Annotated in this window: 18 protein-coding genes; 5 read left to right on the forward strand and 13 right to left on the reverse strand. The window is 45.3% G+C overall.

Annotation, left to right across the window (positions count from 1 at the left end; translation table 11 throughout):
• Window positions 1-58 precede the first annotated feature (58 nt).
• Window positions 59-664, forward strand: coding sequence for a spore protease YyaC (gene yyaC, locus Q0V21_RS22030; RefSeq protein ID WP_301880609.1), 606 nt, complete (start codon window positions 59-61; stop codon window positions 662-664).
• Here yyaC and Q0V21_RS22035 read toward each other — a convergent pair.
• The 12 genes from Q0V21_RS22035 to rpmH form a co-directional block, all read right to left on the reverse strand.
• Window positions 639-1,139, reverse strand: coding sequence for a DUF4446 family protein (locus Q0V21_RS22035; RefSeq protein ID WP_024629528.1), 501 nt, complete (start codon window positions 1,137-1,139; stop codon window positions 639-641). The two genes, yyaC and Q0V21_RS22035, sit on opposite strands and share 26 nt — an antisense overlap.
• Window positions 1,140-1,405: 266 nt before the next feature.
• Complete coding sequence (locus tag Q0V21_RS22040) at window positions 1,406-2,557, reverse strand: aminotransferase class V-fold PLP-dependent enzyme (RefSeq protein ID WP_301880610.1); 1,152 nt, start codon at window positions 2,555-2,557, stop codon at window positions 1,406-1,408.
• A gap of 152 nt (window positions 2,558-2,709) precedes the next feature.
• Complete coding sequence (locus Q0V21_RS22045) at window positions 2,710-3,555, reverse strand: ParB/RepB/Spo0J family partition protein (RefSeq protein ID WP_301880611.1); 846 nt, start codon at window positions 3,553-3,555, stop codon at window positions 2,710-2,712.
• The gene (locus tag Q0V21_RS22050) at window positions 3,548-4,309 is read right to left on the reverse strand and encodes a ParA family protein (protein WP_024629525.1); all 762 of its coding nucleotides are present in this window, start codon (window positions 4,307-4,309) and stop codon (window positions 3,548-3,550) included. The genes Q0V21_RS22045 and Q0V21_RS22050 overlap by 8 nt, the downstream gene beginning before the upstream one ends.
• A 188-nt stretch (window positions 4,310-4,497) precedes the next feature.
• On the reverse strand, window positions 4,498-5,316 hold the full coding sequence (gene noc / locus Q0V21_RS22055; protein ID WP_301880612.1) for a nucleoid occlusion protein: 819 nt from the start codon (window positions 5,314-5,316) through the stop codon (window positions 4,498-4,500).
• 722 nt (window positions 5,317-6,038) lie between these two features.
• A complete protein-coding gene (rsmG, locus tag Q0V21_RS22060; protein WP_301880613.1) occupies window positions 6,039-6,761 on the reverse strand; it encodes a 16S rRNA (guanine(527)-N(7))-methyltransferase RsmG in 723 nt (240 codons plus the stop codon).
• The gene (mnmG, locus tag Q0V21_RS22065) at window positions 6,761-8,650 is read right to left on the reverse strand and encodes a tRNA uridine-5-carboxymethylaminomethyl(34) synthesis enzyme MnmG (RefSeq protein WP_301880614.1); all 1,890 of its coding nucleotides are present in this window, start codon (window positions 8,648-8,650) and stop codon (window positions 6,761-6,763) included. The genes rsmG and mnmG overlap by 1 nt, the downstream gene beginning before the upstream one ends.
• A gap of 221 nt (window positions 8,651-8,871) precedes the next feature.
• The gene (mnmE, locus tag Q0V21_RS22070; protein ID WP_301880615.1) at window positions 8,872-10,248 is read right to left on the reverse strand and encodes a tRNA uridine-5-carboxymethylaminomethyl(34) synthesis GTPase MnmE; all 1,377 of its coding nucleotides are present in this window, start codon (window positions 10,246-10,248) and stop codon (window positions 8,872-8,874) included.
• Between the two features lie 212 nt (window positions 10,249-10,460).
• On the reverse strand, window positions 10,461-11,162 hold the full coding sequence (gene jag / locus Q0V21_RS22075; protein ID WP_301880616.1) for an RNA-binding cell elongation regulator Jag/EloR: 702 nt from the start codon (window positions 11,160-11,162) through the stop codon (window positions 10,461-10,463).
• On the reverse strand, window positions 11,159-12,043 hold the full coding sequence (locus Q0V21_RS22080; protein ID WP_079348445.1) for a YidC/Oxa1 family membrane protein insertase: 885 nt from the start codon (window positions 12,041-12,043) through the stop codon (window positions 11,159-11,161). The genes jag and Q0V21_RS22080 overlap by 4 nt, the downstream gene beginning before the upstream one ends.
• A gap of 74 nt (window positions 12,044-12,117) precedes the next feature.
• Entirely contained in the window at window positions 12,118-12,468 is a 351-nt protein-coding gene (gene rnpA, locus Q0V21_RS22085; protein WP_024629518.1) for a ribonuclease P protein component, read from the reverse strand.
• 267 nt (window positions 12,469-12,735) lie between these two features.
• Window positions 12,736-12,870, reverse strand: a complete 135-nt coding sequence (gene rpmH, locus Q0V21_RS22090) for a 50S ribosomal protein L34 (protein WP_024629517.1) — start codon at window positions 12,868-12,870, stop codon at window positions 12,736-12,738.
• A gap of 792 nt (window positions 12,871-13,662) precedes the next feature.
• Here rpmH and Q0V21_RS22095 point away from each other — a divergent pair.
• From Q0V21_RS22095 to gntK, 3 genes are all read left to right on the forward strand, one after another.
• Entirely contained in the window at window positions 13,663-14,337 is a 675-nt protein-coding gene (locus Q0V21_RS22095) for a GntR family transcriptional regulator (protein ID WP_301880617.1), read from the forward strand.
• 245 nt (window positions 14,338-14,582) lie between these two features.
• Window positions 14,583-15,944 carry a GntP family permease gene (locus tag Q0V21_RS22100; RefSeq protein WP_024629515.1) on the forward strand — a complete coding sequence of 454 codons (1,362 nt, stop codon included), beginning with the start codon at window positions 14,583-14,585 and terminating at the stop codon, window positions 15,942-15,944.
• 87 nt (window positions 15,945-16,031) lie between these two features.
• Window positions 16,032-17,579 (forward strand): gluconokinase, encoded by a 1,548-nt coding sequence (gntK, locus tag Q0V21_RS22105; protein WP_301880618.1) that lies wholly within the window; start codon window positions 16,032-16,034, stop codon window positions 17,577-17,579.
• 9 nt (window positions 17,580-17,588) lie between these two features.
• Here gntK and Q0V21_RS22110 read toward each other — a convergent pair whose 3' ends face one another.
• Window positions 17,589-17,759: a hypothetical protein gene (locus Q0V21_RS22110; RefSeq protein WP_301880619.1), complete on the reverse strand. Its 171-nt coding sequence runs from the start codon at window positions 17,757-17,759 to the stop codon at window positions 17,589-17,591.
• Window positions 17,760-18,349: 590 nt separating this feature from the next.
• On the opposite strand from Q0V21_RS22110, the gene dnaA reads away from it, so the two are divergent.
• On the forward strand, window positions 18,350-19,696 hold the full coding sequence (dnaA, locus tag Q0V21_RS22115; protein WP_024629513.1) for a chromosomal replication initiator protein DnaA: 1,347 nt from the start codon (window positions 18,350-18,352) through the stop codon (window positions 19,694-19,696).
• The last annotated feature ends 73 nt before the right edge of the window (window positions 19,697-19,769 follow it).

Here is a 19,769-nt window from a genome sequence, read left to right on the forward strand (position 1 = left end):
AAAACGTTCTATCCTTCCATATACTGTTACTACTATTCCAAGGGAAAGGATAGATCCTATGAATCCCATTTCGCATTCCTTCTCATCTCAAGACATGGCCAGCCTGAAAATCCCACATACAGATCCAGGCATTCACTCTGCCATCATTCATCGTTTAATGTTCCATCTCTATAAAGCCCATTCTTTGCAAAATGTAGTTGTCGTCTGTATCGGTACAGATCGCTCTACCGGAGACTGCCTTGGCCCGCTCGTTGGCTCGTCACTTGCTAAGTGGGACAGCCCTCTATTCCATCTCTATGGCACATTGGATGAACCCGTACACGCAATGAACCTGCAGGACACTCTTCACAAAATACATACCACACATCATAACCCTTATGTGATCGGAATTGATGCCTGTCTCGGGCAGTCTTCGAGTGTTGGATGTATTCAGGTCGTGAGTGGACCGCTCAAACCAGGAGCAGGTGTAAATAAAGAATTACCGCCGGTCGGCGATATCCATCTTACAGGTATCGTTAACGTCGGCGGCTTTATGGAATACTTTGTTTTGCAAAACACACGTCTCAGTCTCGTCATGCGCATGTCCGAGATTATATCCAGCAGTCTTTACTCCGCCATTCGCGAATGGCATACCCGCTCTACTCTGCTTGCTGTGCCAGAGTAATGGCTTCTTTTTCCTCAGGGGAAAGTGTATACGTGGACTCTCCCCCTTTAAGAGGTTTGGCATATACATAGGAACCATCACGGTTATAAATGCCCGTAAGCACCATACCGTCCTGGCTATCGTTAACCATCGCCATCGAGAAGCTCAGGTCGCTGCCATTTTCTCCGTAGGCGTTATACCTTTTCACACCCACTTTACCCTGAATGCGGGTCAGCTTCTGCATCACAACCTGTAACTGATTCGTTTGCAGCATGTGTTCATCCTCAATGCTGTCCATCTGGATTTTCAGATTGATCAACAGCGACTCCAGATCCTCCACTCCACTGCCAGCCATCATGGCCTCATATTTCCGTTTAAACTTCCGTAGCTTTGCGCCTTGAGCAATACTTATAATAAGCAAAATCACCATAAGTACTGCCATGCCGCCAATAATCCATATCAGCTGTTCCAGAATCAGCCCATTTAATTCAGCCATGTAGTGCAACTACCCCTCTGTTGGTTTGTTCAGGTTAACGTTTGTAGCATCAAACGTGTTCCAAATCATCGATCCATTCTGCCAATTAAAACCATCCAACGTTCTAATATAACCCTAAAGCTTACTCCTATTATTCACCAGATAACCCTTAGGGCTAATCATTCGTTTGGGCTACTTTCCTCTTTTGCATTTTGCTTATTCAAGCGATTATAATTCATGTTTTATCAGGGATACTTCATACAGAATTGGACGCTGTTAATTCGCTGTTAATTCGCTGTTAATTCAATAATTGCTTCGATCAGGGCATTAACATCATTTATAGATGTGCTATATCCCACGCTCGCTCTGACAGCCCCACTTGCCGTTGTCCCAGCCGACTCATGGGCAAGAGGTGTGCAATGAAAGCCCGAACGCACAGCGATGCCATAATTTCGGTCTAATTGAAAAGCGAGCTGTGCCGAATCATATCCTTCAACAGTAAAAGATAACAAACCGGTACGCGGCTGTCCAAGCTCAGGACCAAGCATTCGAATCCCCTGTACTGATGATAACCCATCCATCATATGCTGAGTCAAATCCCACTCTTGTTTATATATGATTTCAGGTGTCAGTTCAAGCACATGCTGCACTCCGGCTGCCAGACCTGCTATACCCACTGTATTTGGCGTACCCGCTTCATAGCGATCAGGACGAACATGCGGCTGTTCAATCGCCTCAGACTGGCTTCCTGTCCCTCCGTGAAGCAAGGGCTGTACATCCAGTTCAGGAGCGATGTAGAGACCACCCGTTCCCTGCGGACCCAACAATCCTTTATGTCCTGGAAAGGCCAGCATATCAATGCCGAGCTGCTTCACATCCACAGGCAGAATCCCAGCACTTTGAGCAGCATCAACAAGCAAAGTCACCTGATGTTTTTGACACATCAGCGCAATTTCACCAATGGGTAGAATACTGCCCAGCAGGTTTGAACTATGCGTGCAGACCACTAATCTTGTATTGGAACGAAACAACCGAGCGAATTGGGCCAGATCGATCTGCCCGGCAGCATTAACAGGCACATAATCAACCTCTACATTATGAGATCTACGCATGTACTCCAGGGGCCGTCTTACTGAATTATGTTCAGCCATCGTAGCAATAACGTGATCGCCTTCTCTTAACCATCCTTGAATAGCCAAATTCAAAGCTTCTGTCGTATTCGACCCCAAAGCGATATCGTTAGCATTACGAACACCCAACAGAGTGGATATCGCTTTTCTGGCACCAAATAAAACTCGGCTTGCCTGTACAGCCATCCGATGACTGCCTCTGCCTGGGTTGGCCCCTGCAACATCCAGAGCCTTCATCATGGCTTCCCCGACAGCAGGTGGTTTAGGCCAAGATGTCGCTGCATGATCCAGATAGATAACTCCCTCCACCTCATACCCACCTCTGTCCCTAATTGATTGTTCTGTTTGAATAGATTCCCTAAAAACAAACAATGACATATCGTTTCTCCATGGTACAGAGGCGATATGTCATCACATGAAAAAGCCCCGCATGTTGTTCATCAATCATGGAATCCCAACTGTTACTGCAACAGTTCCAACAGTCGCTCCAGATCTTGTTTACTGTAGTAGTTGAGCTCGATTTTGCCTTTATCTTTGTTATGCTTAATTTTCACCGTTGTTTTGAATCGTTCGCGCAAAGACTCTTCCAATGTATCAATGAATGGATCTTTTTTCTTCAACTTGGATTTGGCTTTCGCTTCACCTGTTTTAGAACGATCCAATTGTTGGACAGCCTCTTCCAGCTCACGTACACTCCATTGCTGATCAATGGTTTGTTTTGCCAGCTGTTTCACAAGACTCTCATCTTTAACACCGACGATAGCACGTGCATGCCCCATTGACAATGTTCCACGTGAAACATGATCCTTCACTTCTTCCGGCAATGATAACAAACGCAGGAAGTTTGCGATGTGAGAACGTGATTTGCCCACTTTTACGGAGAGCTCCTCCTGTGTTAATCCGAATTGCTCCATCAGCCCCTGATAAGCAACTGCAACCTCCATCGCATTCAGATTCTCCCGCTGCAGGTTCTCAATTAAAGCAATCTCCATAACCTGCTGATCACTGAAATTACGAACTACGGCAGGCACAGTGGCATTACCACAATATTGGGAAGCTCTGAAACGCCGTTCACCAGCAATGATCTCATACCCTCTCAAAACAGGACGTACAATAATAGGCTGAATGACACCATGTTGGCGAATTGATTCGGCTAGTTCATGTATTGCATCCTCATCGAATACTTTACGAGGTTGGTAAGGGTTCGCCCGCAGCTGACTAATCGGGATTTCTACGACTTTATCATCGTCATTAATTGAAAGCGAAGGAATGAGGGCATCAAGACCTTTTCCAAGCCGCTTACTCATAAGAAATCACTTCCTTTGCGAGCTCTAAATACACTTCAGCCCCTCGGGATCGAGGATCATACGTAATGATGGACTGACCATGTGATGGTGCTTCACTAAGCCGCACATTGCGCGGAATAATGGTCTGATACACCTTTTGTTGAAAATACTTCTTCACTTCTTCAATCACTTGAATGCCCAGATTCGTACGTGCATCAAACATCGTCAATAACACCCCTTCAATCTGCAACGAGGTATTCAGATGTTTCTGCACCAAACGAACCGTGTTGAGCAACTGGCTCAATCCTTCGAGCGCATAATACTCACACTGAATCGGAATGATCACCGAATCGGAAGCTGTCAACGAGTTGATCGTCAACATCCCAAGGGAGGGTGGGCAATCGATCAGTATGTAGTCATAGTTTTTTTTCACCATGGCGAGTGATTTTTTCAGGCGAACTTCCCGTGATATCGTGGATACCAGCTCAATCTCGGCTCCGGCAAGCTGAATCGTTGCAGGTATGATATGAAGGCCTTCAATCTGAGTTTCCACAATGGCTTCCTGTGGAGGAACCTCATTAATGATGACATCATATATACAATTGGCCACGTCTGCTTTGTTGATTCCGACTCCGCTGGTTGTGTTCCCCTGGGGGTCAATATCGACAAGCAATACTCTTTTCCCGAGCGAAGCCAGTCCTGCACCCAAGTTAACAGATGTCGTCGTTTTCCCCACACCGCCCTTTTGATTTGCTACGGCCATAATCTTAGACAATACCTTCACCTCAAATAAAATAGGAGTCTTTTCTTGTAGGTTGTGAGCTACAGTTAACAAAAAGCAGGTGGCTACCATCCACAAAACCTCAACTACCGTTCCTTCTTATGCTGCTATATTCTACGCTGTTCATGCCACACTCAACTTTATAGACAGAAAAAGCGGCCCATTGCCGCCTGAAGCTTCAATTATTTGCGTTTCGGAATATGGATAACGATCTCGTAATGGTCCTCATGGTCTGCTTCCTTGGTTTTGATGTCCAGACCGGAGCCCGATACCATATCAATGGATTGACGAATCGTATTAAGTGCGAGTCTGACATCCTTCGTGAATGAGATACGTTTGGATTTTTTGATCTTCGAGGATTCCTTGTAAAAGGCAACTCTCGCTTCCGTTTGTTTTACATTCAACTCTTTATCGATAATCTCGCCGAGTAATTTCATTTGCAACTCTTCCGTATCCAATGAAAGTAACGCTCTGGCATGGCGCTCCGAAATTTTACGTTCCATCAGCGCTGCCTTAATACCATCCGGAAGCTGTAACAATCGGATTTTGTTGGCGATCGTCGATTGGCTTTTGCCTAATCGCTGCGCAAGACTTTCCTGTGTAAGTTGGTGCAGGTCAATCAATTTCTGATAAGCAACAGCCTCTTCAATTGAAGTGAGTCCCTCACGCTGCAGGTTTTCAATCAATGCGATGGACGCTGCCTGAGAGTCGTTGAATTCACGTACAATGGCCGGAATATGATCCAAGCCAAGTTTCCGAACTGCACGCCAGCGACGTTCCCCAGCGATAATCTCATATGATCCATTTCGTACGCGGACGACAATCGGTTGTATAACTCCATGTGTCTTGATCGTCTGCAACAACTCATCAATTTTATCATCATCAAAGATAGTACGGGGCTGATATGGGCTGCTCACAATTTCGTTGACCGGAATTTGTTTAATCTCATCTCCGTTATTGCGCTCCGCCAAACCAAACAACTTCGAAAATTGTTCTTTCATTCCGTATATTACCACCTAGTTTCGTAATAGCTCCCGCAGAGTTGCAGGTGCTTCTTATTCAAAACGCGACCCTTTCAAATGCTGTCGTTCTTCGAATAAGTTTTGCCTTTCATGACGCTTTCTGTATCCTAGTCCGTATTGCTAGAAAATCTATCTATACATATAATCTATGATCTCTGTAATCCAGGATCGGCTACTTCTATTCTATCATCTTTTCTTCCATAATCCTATGTTTACCTATTCTTTAAACTCTTCTAATTCTCCTGCTTTTTCTTCATGAACATTAGCAATATGACTGCTTATACACAATAAGATATGGAAGATCTCGACACACAGCACCGGCTTCTAGTAGCTACAATTGTGTACTGGTTCAGTACCACTTGAAATTGAATTTTCAAAAGACAGCTTCCGGGGCAGAACAAGTTTGCGCTTGCTTGACTCCCTGTAAAATCCTCTGCCTTTCTCCTACAAGCAGCACTCGCCGAAATGAATCTTTTAATTTACTTTTCTCTAATTATGTAATGGAAATGGAGATGTAGAACAGATCAACTCATAGATTAATAAATCAAAACACAAAAAGAGGATGTTTCACGTGAAACATCCTCTTTCCCTTATCTACATTCTTCGTTAAGAAACCGAGCAAATATCATCTTACCTTTTACACACAAACGATGTTGCATAAAGAACTTTTCCAACTAAAAACAGTTGAACCTATAACAAAACTATACTAAAGGTGTCTTTAGTGGTGTTCCTGGTTTACGCGGATATTTATATGGTGTCTTATCAAACTTCTGAATCAGAATGATATGACGTGCCGATTCTTCAACGGGTAGCTGGAAAGGATGAACTGCTTTTACCCGTCCTTTCAGTTGGTTAAAGCTGAACTCGGCTTCCTTCATTTCTTCGCGCGGGTCCCCGCCCTTCATTGCAGCGAATATTCCACTTTTGCGAACAAATGGCAGACAGAATTCGTTAAGCACCGCTAGCTTAGCAACTGCACGAGCAGTAACAAGGTCATAGCTGTCACGATATCCTTCTTTGCGTCCAAGCTCCTCCGCACGCCCGTGAATCAGTTCCACATCCGTTAAGCCGAGCGTATCCACAACATGCTGCAAGAAGCCAATACGTTTATTCAGCGAATCAATGATGGTCAGCTTGATATGCGGAAAACAAATTTTAAGTGGTAGTCCAGGGAACCCTGCCCCTGAACCAATGTCTGCAAGTTTGTTTACCTTCGACATATCAGTATAAAACGCCAACGATACCGAATCATAGAAATGCTTGGTATATACTTGCTCACGTTCGGTAATGCCGGTTAGATTCATCTTTTCATTCCAAGCTACCAGCTCCTGAAAATACAACTCGAATTGATCCAGCTGGCGTTCATCCAGCTCCAATCCATGTTTCTTCAGGCGTCGTTGTAGCTGCTGTTGAATATCGTCCATTATTGTCCCCTTGCTGCGGTTACACGGTTATAATGCTCCAGGTAAACCAGCAGAATGGAGATATCGGCAGGAGTAACCCCGGCAATACGGGATGCCTGCCCGATCGAGATTGGACGAATTGTAGAGAGTTTCTGCTTTGCTTCCATGGCAAGGCCATGAATTTCGTCATATATAATCGTATCCGGAATTTTCTTTTTCTCCATTTTTTGCAAACGTTCCACGTGGATCAATTGTTTCTCAATATAACCCGCATATTTAATTTGAATTTCCACTTGCTCTTTCATGTCAGCAGTCAGCTCCACCTCAGACGGTGAGATCTGCTCAATCCAGTCATACCCGATCTCTGGGCGACGCATCAATGTCAGAAGTGTACTGCCATCCTGAATCGGTGTAGAGCCGATCTCTTCCAGCTTCGGATTTACTTCGACAGGACGAACTTTGGCTGCTTTCAGACGAGCCACTTCCTGCTCAACCTTAGCTTTTTTATCCAAGAATTTGGCGTAACGCTCTTCAGGAATCAATCCAATATCATGGCCTATTTCCGTCAAACGCATATCTGCATTATCATGACGAAGCAACAAACGGTATTCTGCACGGGAAGTCAGCAGACGATAAGGTTCATTCGTACCTTTGGTTACGAGATCATCAATCAGTACACCAATGTACCCTTGGGAGCGATCAAGTACGACAGGCTCTTTACCCTGTACTTTACGCGCTGCGTTGATGCCGGCCATCACGCCTTGTCCTGCCGCTTCTTCATACCCGGAGGTACCATTAATTTGCCCTGCTGTGAACAAACCTGGCAGACGTTTTGTTTCCAGTGAAGGCCACAGCTGTGTAGGCACCATCGCATCATATTCAATGGCGTAACCGTTACGCATCATTTCTACTTTTTCCATACCCGGGATAGAACGCAACACCGCCAATTGAACATCCTCAGGTAGACTGGTGGACAGACCCTGTACGTAGTATTCCGATGTATTTTTGCCTTCTGGCTCCAGGAAAATCTGATGCTTCGGCTTATCGCTGAAACGCACAATTTTATCCTCGATCGATGGACAATAACGTGGTCCGGTACCTTCAATAACCCCCGAAAACATAGGTGCACGGTGAAGATTATCGTTAATAATTTGGTGTGTTTCCACAGACGTATATGTCAACCAGCAAGGCAGCTGCTCGTTATCGGAAGATTCCGTTTCATAGGAAAAGAATTTTGGCTTGTCATCGCCAGGCTGAATTTCCGTTTTGCTAAAATCAATCGTATCCTTATGCACACGTGGTGGAGTACCTGTTTTAAAACGAACCAGGTCGAAACCAAGCTCACGCAGATGTTCGGATAACTTAAGTGAAGGCTGTTGATTGTTCGGACCACTCTCATACATCAACTCACCCATAATTACTTTACCGCGCAGATACGTACCTGTTGTCAGAACAACAGCTTTGGCCCGATACTCTGTACCCGTCTGAGTAACTACACCTACGCACTGTCCGTCTTCAACGATCAGGCGATCAACCATGCCTTGACGCATCGTCAGGTTGCGTTCATTCTCCATCGTTTCTTTCATCGTATGCTGATAAGAGAATTTATCGGCCTGAGCACGAAGCGCATGAACAGCAGGTCCTTTACCTGTGTTGAGCATTCGCATCTGAATAAAGGTCTTATCAATATTCCGTCCCATCTCTCCACCGAGTGCATCAATCTCACGTACCACATGTCCTTTTGCCGGTCCCCCAATAGATGGGTTACAAGGCATGAAGGCCACCATATCCAGATTGATTGTAATCATTAGCGTTTTAGAGCCCATACGAGCTGCAGCCAGTGCCGATTCCACACCAGCGTGTCCTGCCCCAACGACGATTACATCATAACTTCCGCCATCAAAAGCCATTCCAGTTTACCTCCTTTTTGCCGCTGCACGCCTAAATTCATGCATACGATCAATTTTTTGTAAAAATCACGAAACACGATCCATACGCCACGGAATGCATTTCGATCTATATTAAGCCATCAAGTCTATACGTACTTCAGACATTTTCGCGGATTCTTTGACCACCCACAGATGGACTTTATTATCATACTACTTTTCAGAGCCGGTATGTTTACCCCGGGTTATTTTCCAAGGCAGAATTGAGAGAAAATCTGATCAATTAATGCATCATGCGCTGTATCGCCCACGATTTCACCCAACTGCTCCCATGCCAGACGAACATCAATCTGAATCATATCAATAGGTATCAGCTGCTCTGCCGCCTCATAAGCATCAATGAGCGACTGCTTCGCTTTTTTGAGCAAAGCAATATGACGCACATTGCTGACATATGTCAGATCGGCCGATTCCAGCTTGCCACTGAAGAACAACGTTGAGATGGCATCTTCCAATCGGTCCACGCCCAGATCATCTTTCACCGACATCGGAACAATCCGTTCCTTGGGGATGTAACGAAGCAGCACATCGCGGTCCGCCTGCGGCGCTAAGTCCATTTTATTCATAATAATAATGGATTGTCTACCGCGTATTTGTTCCAATAATTCAATCTCGTCCGGGTGCAGCGGCTCGGCAGCATTGATAACCATCAATAACAGATCCGCCTCGTTCACAGCAGACCGGGAACGCTCCACGCCGATCTTCTCCACGACATCCATCGTTTCCCGAATACCTGCCGTATCGAGCAGCTTGAGCGGTATATTGTTAATCGTAACAAACTCCTCAATAACGTCACGCGTTGTACCCGGAATATCCGTTACAATTGCGCGATTGTCCTGGGCCAACGTATTGAGCAAAGAAGATTTCCCTACGTTTGGACGGCCTACGATAGCGGTTGTAATCCCTTCCCGCAGTATCTTACCTTGCTCTGCAGTTACCAGCAATTTATCAATTTCAGTCATCACCTGACTGGATTTTTCTTTAATAAATTCAGAGGTTAGTGACTCTACATCATGCTCGGGATAGTCGATATTGACTTCAATGTGAGCAAGCGTCTCGACTAATGTGTATCTTAGATCGCGCAGCTTGGATGACAATTTGCCCTCCACTTGCTTGAGTGCAACCGAGAAGGCACGATCAGATTTGGAACGAATGAGATCCATGACCCCTTCCGCCTGGGACAGATCAATCCGTCCATTGAGAAAAGCACGCTTCGTGAACTCGCCGGGTTCAGCAAGACGAATATCGAGCTGCAACAACAGATCCATAACGCGCTTAACCGAAACTACTCCGCCATGGGCGCTAATCTCCACGACATCTTCTGTTGTGAAAGAACGTGGCGCCCGCATCACTGTAACCAATACTTCCTCAATCTTCTCGCTAGTGCCTGGATCTATAATATGACCGTAATGAACCGTGTGGGATGCTGCCTGCGTTAGTGGGGTTTTGCTGCGAAAAATCTTCTCCGTCTCCGTCACTGCATCCGGGCCGCTTACCCGGATTACAGCGATACCCGCTTCTCCGACAGCTGTTGATATCGCTGTAATCGTATCACTAATCATGGTTATCTCTCCTTGCTCTATTTTAAAATTGCGCCCCTCAGGACGCCATATTAATTTCAATATAAGTTCAGTTCACAATGCTTCTAACCGCATCATTCAATCTTTAAATGACTTTATTAAAACCGCTTTTTGGTTCTGTAAAATATACTTCTGTACGAAAAAAGCAATGGCTTCTGCACCGAGCAGGAAGCCATTGCGTCTTCAATTTCGTGTTATTTCGTCGTAATGACCACGCGCCGATTGGGCTCCTCGCCCTTGCTGTATGTCTTAATCTGCGAGTGATTTTGCAGTTTCGCATGAATGACTTTGCGTTCGAGCGGAGGCATAGGCTCCAGCACAACTTCCTTGCCGGTGCGAATCGCCTGTCCAGCCAAACGTTCAGCCAGATCCTCCAGCGTCTTGCGTCGACGTTGGCGGAAGTTCTCAGCATCGAGAACGATGCGAACGAAGCTTTCCGAATAACGGTTGGCTACAATGTTTGTTAAATATTGAAGGGCATCCAGTGTCTGTCCACGTCTGCCAATAATCATGCCCAGGTCTTCACCGGCAATATTGAAGATATGTCCATCACGCTGTTTTTTGATATGCACTTCAACATCCAGTCCCATACCTGCTGCCACTTCTTTTAAGAAAGCAGCCGCTTCCTCATAGGGATTTTTAGCAGCCACACCCTCAAGTGTTGCTTCAACCTGAGGTACCTGTGCGGCCGGCATGATCGGCTGTGAAACAGGTTCAGGCACAGACAGAAGTTTCACTTCCACTTTAGCGGCCTTTACCCCGATCAAACCCAGGAATCCTTTTGACGGCTGCTCTAACACTTGTATCTCGACCTTGTCCCGGCTCACGCCAAGCTCAGCCAATCCTTGGTTTACAGCATCTTCAACGGTTTTTCCTGACGCAATGACTTTGGTCATTTCGATTTTTTGGCCCCTTTCGACCCTTTTCCAGAGACAGTTGCCTTGCCACCGTTTTTGCGTTTAGCTCCATTTCCATTTCTAGAAGAGCTGCTCTGCTTCACGTTGACCTCAGCCACGACTTTATCATTATTCCGGTAAAGGAAATAGTTTTGCACGATCGTGTAGATGTTACTGTAGAACCAGTACAACGGCAATGCAGCCGGGAATTGATACGACATGACGAAGATCAATATCGGATACACCCACAGCATGAACTGCATCGGTCCAACCTGCTGTGCAGGATTCATGCGCATCATCATCCACGTTTGCACGAATGTTGTGATGGCAGCCAGCACTGGAAGAATAAACAGGTGATCCGGCGATCCGAGTTGAAGCCACAAGAAATCATGTGTTCTCAGACTCGAGTTTCCGTAAATTGAGTTATAAAGTGCGATGTAAATCGGCATCTGAATCAGAAGTGGTAAACAACCCGCCATCGGATTAACTTTGTTCTCCTGAAACAACTTCATTGTTTCTTGTTGAACTTTCTCAGGTGTATCTTTATACTTGGCTTGAATTTCTTTCAACTGCGGCTGAATAGCCTGCATCGCCTTGGAGCTGCGAACCTGCTTCATTGTCAGCGGCAAGATTAACGTCCGTACAATTAACACCATCACAAGGACGGCCAGTCCATATTCACCGTTAAACCAGTTGGCGAATGTATCGAGCGCCAGTGAGAACCAATAAATAACATTGGCTTGCCAGAATGATTCACTGTTTCTTAGATCTTCCGTAGTAACCCCTGAACCTTGCGGAGTACACCCGGCCAGTACGGTGACCATTGCAATGACTGCAATGAGGAGAATCCACTTCCCCTTTGATGTCTTCAATCGCGACACTTCATAACCCCTCTCTTAACCATTCCATTCCACCGTAAATCATACCATAATTAGGAGGACAAATAAACCGAAGCTTACCGCTTGCCCGACTTCAAAAGAGAGCCCTTGCGCATCGCATGCAGCAGGCTTTTTTCCATATCCTTATAGGACATGTCCAATGCACCTTTTCTGACGATAAAGATCAGATCCATCTGCGTGACAATCTCTTTCTCATGGTGACGTACAATTTCCTTAATCATGCGTCTCATCCGGTTGCGTACGACAGCGTTTCCGATTTTCTTGCTGCAGGATACACCCACTCGGAATTGTTCTGTATCTTTACGGCGACAGCCATACACCACAAACTGATGATTTGCAAACGATTTCCCATACCGGTATACGCGGCTAAAGTCCGCCCGGTTTCGTAAACGCAGTCTTTTATACACGGCGCTTCTCCTTGCTGTTTTCCACCAACATTATTGACGAAGGCCTCATTACTGATTTAGTATAGGCTTTCTTGAATAACGATAAACCGTCTTGGCGGCAACTTCATTATATAAGGAACGTTTTCGAAAAAACGGACATCTCATTCATTGAGCATCAATATGCACTTATGCTTTTGCGCAGCCAATTCAGACCTGACCTATACCAGCATCCAGTCTGAAATGACCTATTTAAGAAAAAAAAGACCACCTCGGTGGTCTTCACATGCATTAAGCACTCAGGACTTTACGGCCTTTAAGGCGACGTGCAGCCAGAACTTTACGTCCGTTGCTCGTGCTCATTCTTTTCCGGAAACCATGAACTTTTTTACGTTTGCTAACGTTCGGTTTGAATGTAGGTCTCAATGTATTGCACCTCCTTACAAGGAAATACTTATGTGATGAATCACTTTCATCTTCACAGAAAACACCTTTATACATTTAACCACGAACACCTGGAAAAGTCAACTGTGAGCCTCTTGCCTCCTTTCTCCTTTTAATACCTATTCCACCCAGTTTTAACGGCCATGGATACGTCCCCCTGTTTACAACCTTCTTACAGCAGCATGTAGAAGCTTCAAAAGTTATCCCCAAGTCCCGTTTCATTCACCAAAAATCGATTTATACGGTTATCCACACCCTTTAAACCCCTTCAATTTAAGTTTGATTATTATTTCCAAGTTATTCACATGTGGATAAGGAATATTTGCCGATTCAAGTTTGTTTCACTAGCTCTAATTTCGGTTAATATAGATACGTTTCTGAAGACTGTAGTAGTTAGCTATAGATAGTTATAACTTAAGAGCCCAATGAATTTTGGCTTTAGAAAATGATATTCTTAAAATTTAATGTATCCGCTTTATTATTATGGTTTACAAGTTTTCAAGAAAGGTGTAGGATAAAAAAATCACATCTTGTATACAAGTATACTCATCCAAAATGAAGTAAATATCTAGCCTTATCTAAGAGAAGACATTACGTCCTCAAGCTCTTTGAAAAATCCATTGGAAACAGTATGACGTTCCTATATTCTGCACGCGCACAGAGAAGCTGGCATTTATTCTCGTTATAAGGATTAATTCATTATGCTCAATCCACAAAATAGTTGTGCTATGATCAGTATTGAACTGATTACTTATAATAGGAGCGTTAGCCATTATGCTGTTTCCATCATCCTGGCTTCAGGGAGCTTCCCGCGGGGAAGCCATTGCCTGCGAATTAAGGCTGCGGATCATTAGCGGAACCCTTCGCCCTGGCGAAATTTTGTCAGAAAATCGGATTGCCGCTGATTTTGACAGCAGTCGATCACCTGTACGTGAAGCATTAAGAACATTGTCGAATGAAGGACTTATTCGGCTGGAGCGTATGGGTGTCGTTGTCATTGGATTGAAAATTAAAGATGTCGAGGAATTGTATGACGTCCGTTTCCTGATTGAAAGTTTTGTACAGCAGCGACTTGCCGGGGATGTGCCAGAACAATTGATTACCCAGCTTCGTAATGTAATAGACAAAATGGATTTGGCTGGACGCCACCAAGATGCGGTTGAATTCGCTTATCAGGATCTGATCTTTCACGAGACCATAATTGAAGCCGCCCAGCATTCCCGTATTCTACATCTATGGAGAAGCATTCGTTATGTTGTCATGACAGTCATGCTGCTCACCACCCGCAGGGTATTTATTCAGGGCGAGCAGAAAGTAAGCGCTGTTATTGAAAAACACCGTCTGCTAATTGAGGCCCTTGAATCAGGCGACAAGACACGGATTCAATCTGGAGTCCGCACGTATTTCCAGGATTCAGGCCAGACGCTGCACGAAAGCTTTGATTCCTAATGAAACGGTGGTGAAATTTCATTCACTTGATGGCATAGCGTGCAGGGAGTTTGCAATCATATCCATTGTGAATGATTGCTCTCCAACTTGTCGACAAGTATACAAAATGCGATTTGTTTCAATTTTTTGGGGCATATTAAGGAGGATTTAAGCATCCCACGCTACATGAAACGTAGAGCAAATTCCCTCCACCTGATCCTAGATCAGTTGTAAGCGCTATATATCATAAAAAAGGAGCAAACCTCATGAGCACTCTTTTTGGGCTATCCCACAATGCAACATTATTGGTCTGGACATTGATTGCAATTGTATTTCTAATCGTATTGATCTCCAAATATAAATGGAATCCTTTCATTACTCTTTTGTTATCGGCATTAATGCTTGGTTTACTCGCGGGTATGAAGCCTGCAGACGTAATTACTTCTATTACTGGCGGACTTGGCGGCACACTTGGAACGATCGCCATCGTTATCGGTCTGGGCACCATGCTTGGTAAGATGATGGCTGAATCCGGCGGAGCCGAACGTATAGCTACCACACTTGTGGATCGTTTCGGTGTGAAACGTGTGCACTGGGCGATGATGATTGTCGGTTTTATCGTCGGTATTCCTGTATTCTTCGAAGTCGGCGTCATTCTGCTGATCCCGATCATTTTCACCGTTGCACGTAAAACCAATATGTCGCTGCTGCAGATCGGTATTCCGATTTTGGCAGGTCTCTCTACTGTACATGGTCTGGTTCCACCTCATCCGGCACCCATGATTGCCATCGAAGCGTTCAGCGCCGATTTGGGTAAAACGATCTTGTACTCTCTTATTGTAGGTATCCCTACCGCCATTATTGCTGGCCCCCTGTTTGGTAAATTTATCGGTAAAAGAATACATACCGAACCGCCTGCAGAGTTGGCTGAACAATTCGCTACGAAAAAAAGTAACGACCTGCCTGGTTTCGGAATAACCTTGTTTACCATCTTGCTGCCGGTCATTCTAATGCTCATTGGCTCTATCGCCAATATCGTAGACCCGGACGCCACAAGCGGATTTACCGTTTTCTGTGAATTTATCGGCCATGAAATTATAGCTTTGCTGATCTCTGTCGTGTTCGCCCTCTTTTCACTCGGATTCTCACGCGGGTTCAACAAACATGACATCTCCCGCTTCACCAGTGAATGTCTGGCGCCTACGGCGACCATCATTCTCATTATTGGCGGAGGCGGTGCTTTCAAACAGGTGTTGATTAACAGTGGTGTAGGTAATGCCATTGCTGAGGTCGCCACACATGCCAATATTAATGTAATCCTGTTCGCCTGGCTTGTAGCCGCACTCATTCGGGTTGCTACCGGTTCAGCGACTGTTGCGATGACGACAGCTGCTGGTATTGTAGCTCCTGTACTTGCACTAACACCAGGTGCCAATATTGAGCTGGTTGTACTCGCTACCGGTGCAGGTTCACTTGTTCTCTCCCACGTGAATGACGCAGGCTTCTGGATGATCAAGGAATTCTTCAATATGAGCGTCTCACAGACGTTGAAGACGTGGACCGTTATGGAAACACTACTATCTGTCGTTGGACTGATCTTTATTTTGCTGCTAAATACAGTCCTGTAAATTGAATATCTATATAGAAGAAGAATTTAAATTCACACACTTAGGGGTTTAATTTTACGGGTTCAAAAGAAAGAAGGTTTATGTAATATGAACAACTATATGATTGGTATGGATATTGGTACAACCAGTACCAAATCCGTACTATTTACGGAACAGGGTGAAGTGGTAAGCACATCAACTCAGGAATATCCTTTATACACCCCAGCTCCGGATGTAGCTGAGCAGGATCCTGAACAAATTGTGCAAGCTGCCCTTCGCTCCGTACGCGGCGTGATGGATAATAGTGGCGTAACTGCGGAACAAATTATGTTCGTATCCTGCAGCTCTGCCATGCACAGTGTCATTGCGATGGGGCAGGATGATACTCCCCTCACCCGCTGCATCACTTGGGCTGATAACCGGAGTGCAGCTTGGGCTGCCAAACTGCAGGAGAATGGACTGGGACATCGGATCTATTCGCGAACAGGTACACCGATTCATCCCATGTCGCCACTGACCAAATTAATGTGGCTGCGCCATGATGAACCTGAACTTTTTCAACGCACGGCCAAATTTATTTCTATTAAAGAATATTTGTTCTTCCGACTGTTTGGTCAATATGTCGTGGATCACTCCATCGCCTCCTGTACCGGCCTGCTCAATCTGGAACAACTGGATTGGGATGCCGAAGCTCTTGAGGTTGCAGGCATTACAGCTGACCACCTATCGGAACTCGTCCCGACCACACATACTATAGAAGGAATGAATCGGACATGGGCTGAAAAAATGGCTCTCTCCCCCTCTACACCCTTCGTCATCGGTGCAAGTGACGGGGTTTTGTCCAATCTGGGCGTGAATGCCATTGAGCCTGGCGTTGTGGCAGCAACGATCGGCACCAGCGGTGCCATCCGCACCGTTGTGGACCGTCCCGTTACCGATCCGAAAGGCAGAACCTTTTGTTACGCCCTCACCGAGAATCTTTGGGTCATCGGAGGACCTGTGAATAACGGTGGCATGCTTTTCCGCTGGGTACGAGACGAATTCGCTGCCTCGGAAGTGGAAACAGCCAAACGGCTCGGCATCAATTCCTATGATGTACTCACCAAAATTGCTGAACGCGTTAGCCCCGGTTCGGAAGGACTTCTATTCCATCCGTACCTTTCAGGGGAACGTGCCCCTTTATGGAATCCGGACGCCCGAGGTTCCTTCTTTGGTTTGACCCTTCACCATCAGAAAGAGCATATGATCCGTGCTGTGCTGGAAGGGGTTATTTTCAACCTGTATACGGTACTGCTGGCCATGGAAGAACAGATCGGACAACCAACCTCCATTCAGGCAACCGGTGGTTTCGCTCGTTCCCCACTCTGGCGTCAGATGATGTCCGATATATTCAACCAGGAAGTCATTGTGCCCGAGAGCTTCGAGAGTTCCTGTCTAGGGGCCGTTGTGCTCGGTCTCTATGCTACAGGGCGAATTAAGTCGCTTCATGCCGTTTCATCTATGGTAGGTACAACGCACAAGCATACCCCTATCAAAGAACATGCATCGATCTACCGGGAGCTGCTCCCCATCTTTATTCGCATTTCGCGAAAATTGGAAGAAGAATATGCAGACATCGCGGAATTCCAGCGTAAATTTTCTGCTCATATCGAGTAAATCCTCCTCTTATAACCACCAAAAAGAGGTTGTTCTCTTTGACCACCATTTCGGTCTTAAAGAACAACCTCTTTTTGGCATAAACCAATCTGCTGCAATGGAGTCACCTCCATCTTCAATGTTTGCGCGTATATCCATCCTACCTCTTTTAGGAATAAATTCTTCGTTCAGTTCATACAAATCAGTAAACGCTCCTCAAGTACTATCAGGCCTCTCCTTGATCTCCCATCCCATTCATTTTGTCGTTCCTCCATTCCGCTTTTCGAAAAAAGGAAAACGAGCATGAAGAGGCACCCTCCTGTAAATCCCCAATACGACCATTTTCACTTTACGGTTATCCACAGAGAGGTTATTCACAAACCGAGAATACTTTTACACACAATTCAGCATTATTTGACGAATAACCTGTGTATAAAATAATTTGGGTTTTTGGGTCATCTTGTCGAAAGTTAAACAATTTATAAACAATATATTGTGTTGTGATTAAAAATTATACACAAGTTATTGAATTTGTGGATAAAATCACGTGATACATTGAAATGCCGGGCTTCTTTTGCTATGATTGTATTACTTTTGGATGTGAATATGTGATCTGACCCATAATATTATCAACAGCCTGTGGATAAAGTTGTGAACAATTTTCCGTTGTTCATTCTTTTTTTGTTTTCGACCTGCGGGGGTTTGGGGATAAATTCAACAATATATCTCGTATTTCGACACTGCATCATGGCTTAAGCCACACTTGGAACATGTAAAAGGAGTGACAGTCTGTGGACAGCCATACTTCTGATTTATGGCAGCAAATTTTATCAATTATACAAAACAAGCTCAGCAAACCCAGCTTTGACACTTGGTTCAAAGCAACCAAAGCGACCAAGCTGAATGATCGTTCGATCGTCATATCCGCACCAACCACGTTTGCCGTCGAATGGCTGGAGAGCCGTTACACCAAACTGGTCGGATCGACGGTATATGAGCTGCTTGGCAAACAGGTCGATGTGAAATTTGTCATCGAGGAGAACAAGCCTGCTGAACCGGATCCTCAACTGCCAGCGCCAACGCCTACAGTTGTTCAGGAAGAAGCGGTACTCAGCATGCTGAATCCAAAATATACATTCGATACATTTGTCATTGGGCCGGGCAACCGTTTTGCCCACGCCGCATCGCTGGCGGTCGCTGAAGCGCCCGCCAAAGCATACAATCCTCTGTTTCTCTATGGAGGGGTAGGTCTCGGAAAAACTCACTTGATGCATGCAATCGGGCATTACGTCCTGGAGCATGATCCGGGCAGCAAAGTTGTTTATTTGTCATCTGAGAAATTCACGAACGAATTCATTAACTCAATCCGTGACAACCGCGGGGAGAGCTTCCGTAACAAATACCGTAGTGTCGATATTCTGCTCATTGATGATATTCAGTTCTTGGCGGGAAAAGAATCGACGCAAGAGGAATTTTTCCATACGTTTAATGCGCTGCATGAGGAACGGAAACAGATCATCATCTCCAGCGACAGACCGCCGAAGGAAATTCCGACCCTGGAAGAACGGCTTCGTTCCCGTTTTGAATGGGGGCTAATTACGGATATCCAGCCTCCAGATCTGGAGACACGGATTGCGATTTTGCGTAAAAAAGCGCGTGCGGAAAATCTGGATATCCCGAATGAGGCGATGATGTACATCGCCAACCAGATTGATACCAATATTCGCGAACTGGAAGGTGCCCTGATTCGGGTTGTTGCCTATTCTTCGTTGACGAATCAAGATGTAACCACTCATCTGGCAGCTGAAGCACTGAAGGATATTATTCCTTCCAGTCGTCCGAAAATGATCACTATTCACGACATCCAACAAAAGGTCGGCGAGTATTACAGCCTTAAGCTTGAAGATTTCAAAGCACGGAAGCGGACCAAGGCTGTTGCCTTTCCAAGACAGATCGCCATGTATCTCTCTCGTGAGCTAACTGACTTCTCTCTGCCCAAGATTGGGGAAGCATTCGGAGGCCGAGATCACACCACGGTCATACATGCGCATGAAAAGATCTCCCAAGCGATTAAAGTCGATCAGGATCTCTATAAAGTTATCAACAACTTAACCGAAAAAATCAAGAATCCAACCTGAATAAGTCCCAAGCCTGTGCACAACGTATACACATGTGGATAGGCTTGGGCTTATGGGTTTATACCCACTTATC

Source organism: Paenibacillus sp. 11B, from assembly GCF_030487755.1.
GTDB lineage: Bacteria > Bacillota > Bacilli > Paenibacillales > Paenibacillaceae > Paenibacillus > Paenibacillus vandeheii.

Coding starts and splice junctions, on each gene's coding strand:
- yyaC (WP_301880609.1), top strand. CDS start 59: ATGAATCCCATTTCGCATTCCTTCTCATCTCAAGACATGGCCAGCCTG.
- Q0V21_RS22035 (WP_024629528.1), bottom strand. CDS start 1,139: ATGGCTGAATTAAATGGGCTGATTCTGGAACAGCTGATATGGATTATT.
- Q0V21_RS22045 (WP_301880611.1), bottom strand. CDS start 3,555: ATGAGTAAGCGGCTTGGAAAAGGTCTTGATGCCCTCATTCCTTCGCTT.
- noc (WP_301880612.1), bottom strand. CDS start 5,316: ATGAAAGAACAATTTTCGAAGTTGTTTGGTTTGGCGGAGCGCAATAAC.
- rsmG (WP_301880613.1), bottom strand. CDS start 6,761: ATGGACGATATTCAACAGCAGCTACAACGACGCCTGAAGAAACATGGA.
- mnmG (WP_301880614.1), bottom strand. CDS start 8,650: ATGGCTTTTGATGGCGGAAGTTATGATGTAATCGTCGTTGGGGCAGGA.
- mnmE (WP_301880615.1), bottom strand. CDS start 10,248: ATGATTAGTGATACGATTACAGCGATATCAACAGCTGTCGGAGAAGCG.
- jag (WP_301880616.1), bottom strand. CDS start 11,162: ATGACCAAAGTCATTGCGTCAGGAAAAACCGTTGAAGATGCTGTAAAC.
- Q0V21_RS22095 (WP_301880617.1), top strand. CDS start 13,663: ATGCTGTTTCCATCATCCTGGCTTCAGGGAGCTTCCCGCGGGGAAGCC.
- Q0V21_RS22100 (WP_024629515.1), top strand. CDS start 14,583: ATGAGCACTCTTTTTGGGCTATCCCACAATGCAACATTATTGGTCTGG.
- gntK (WP_301880618.1), top strand. CDS start 16,032: ATGAACAACTATATGATTGGTATGGATATTGGTACAACCAGTACCAAA.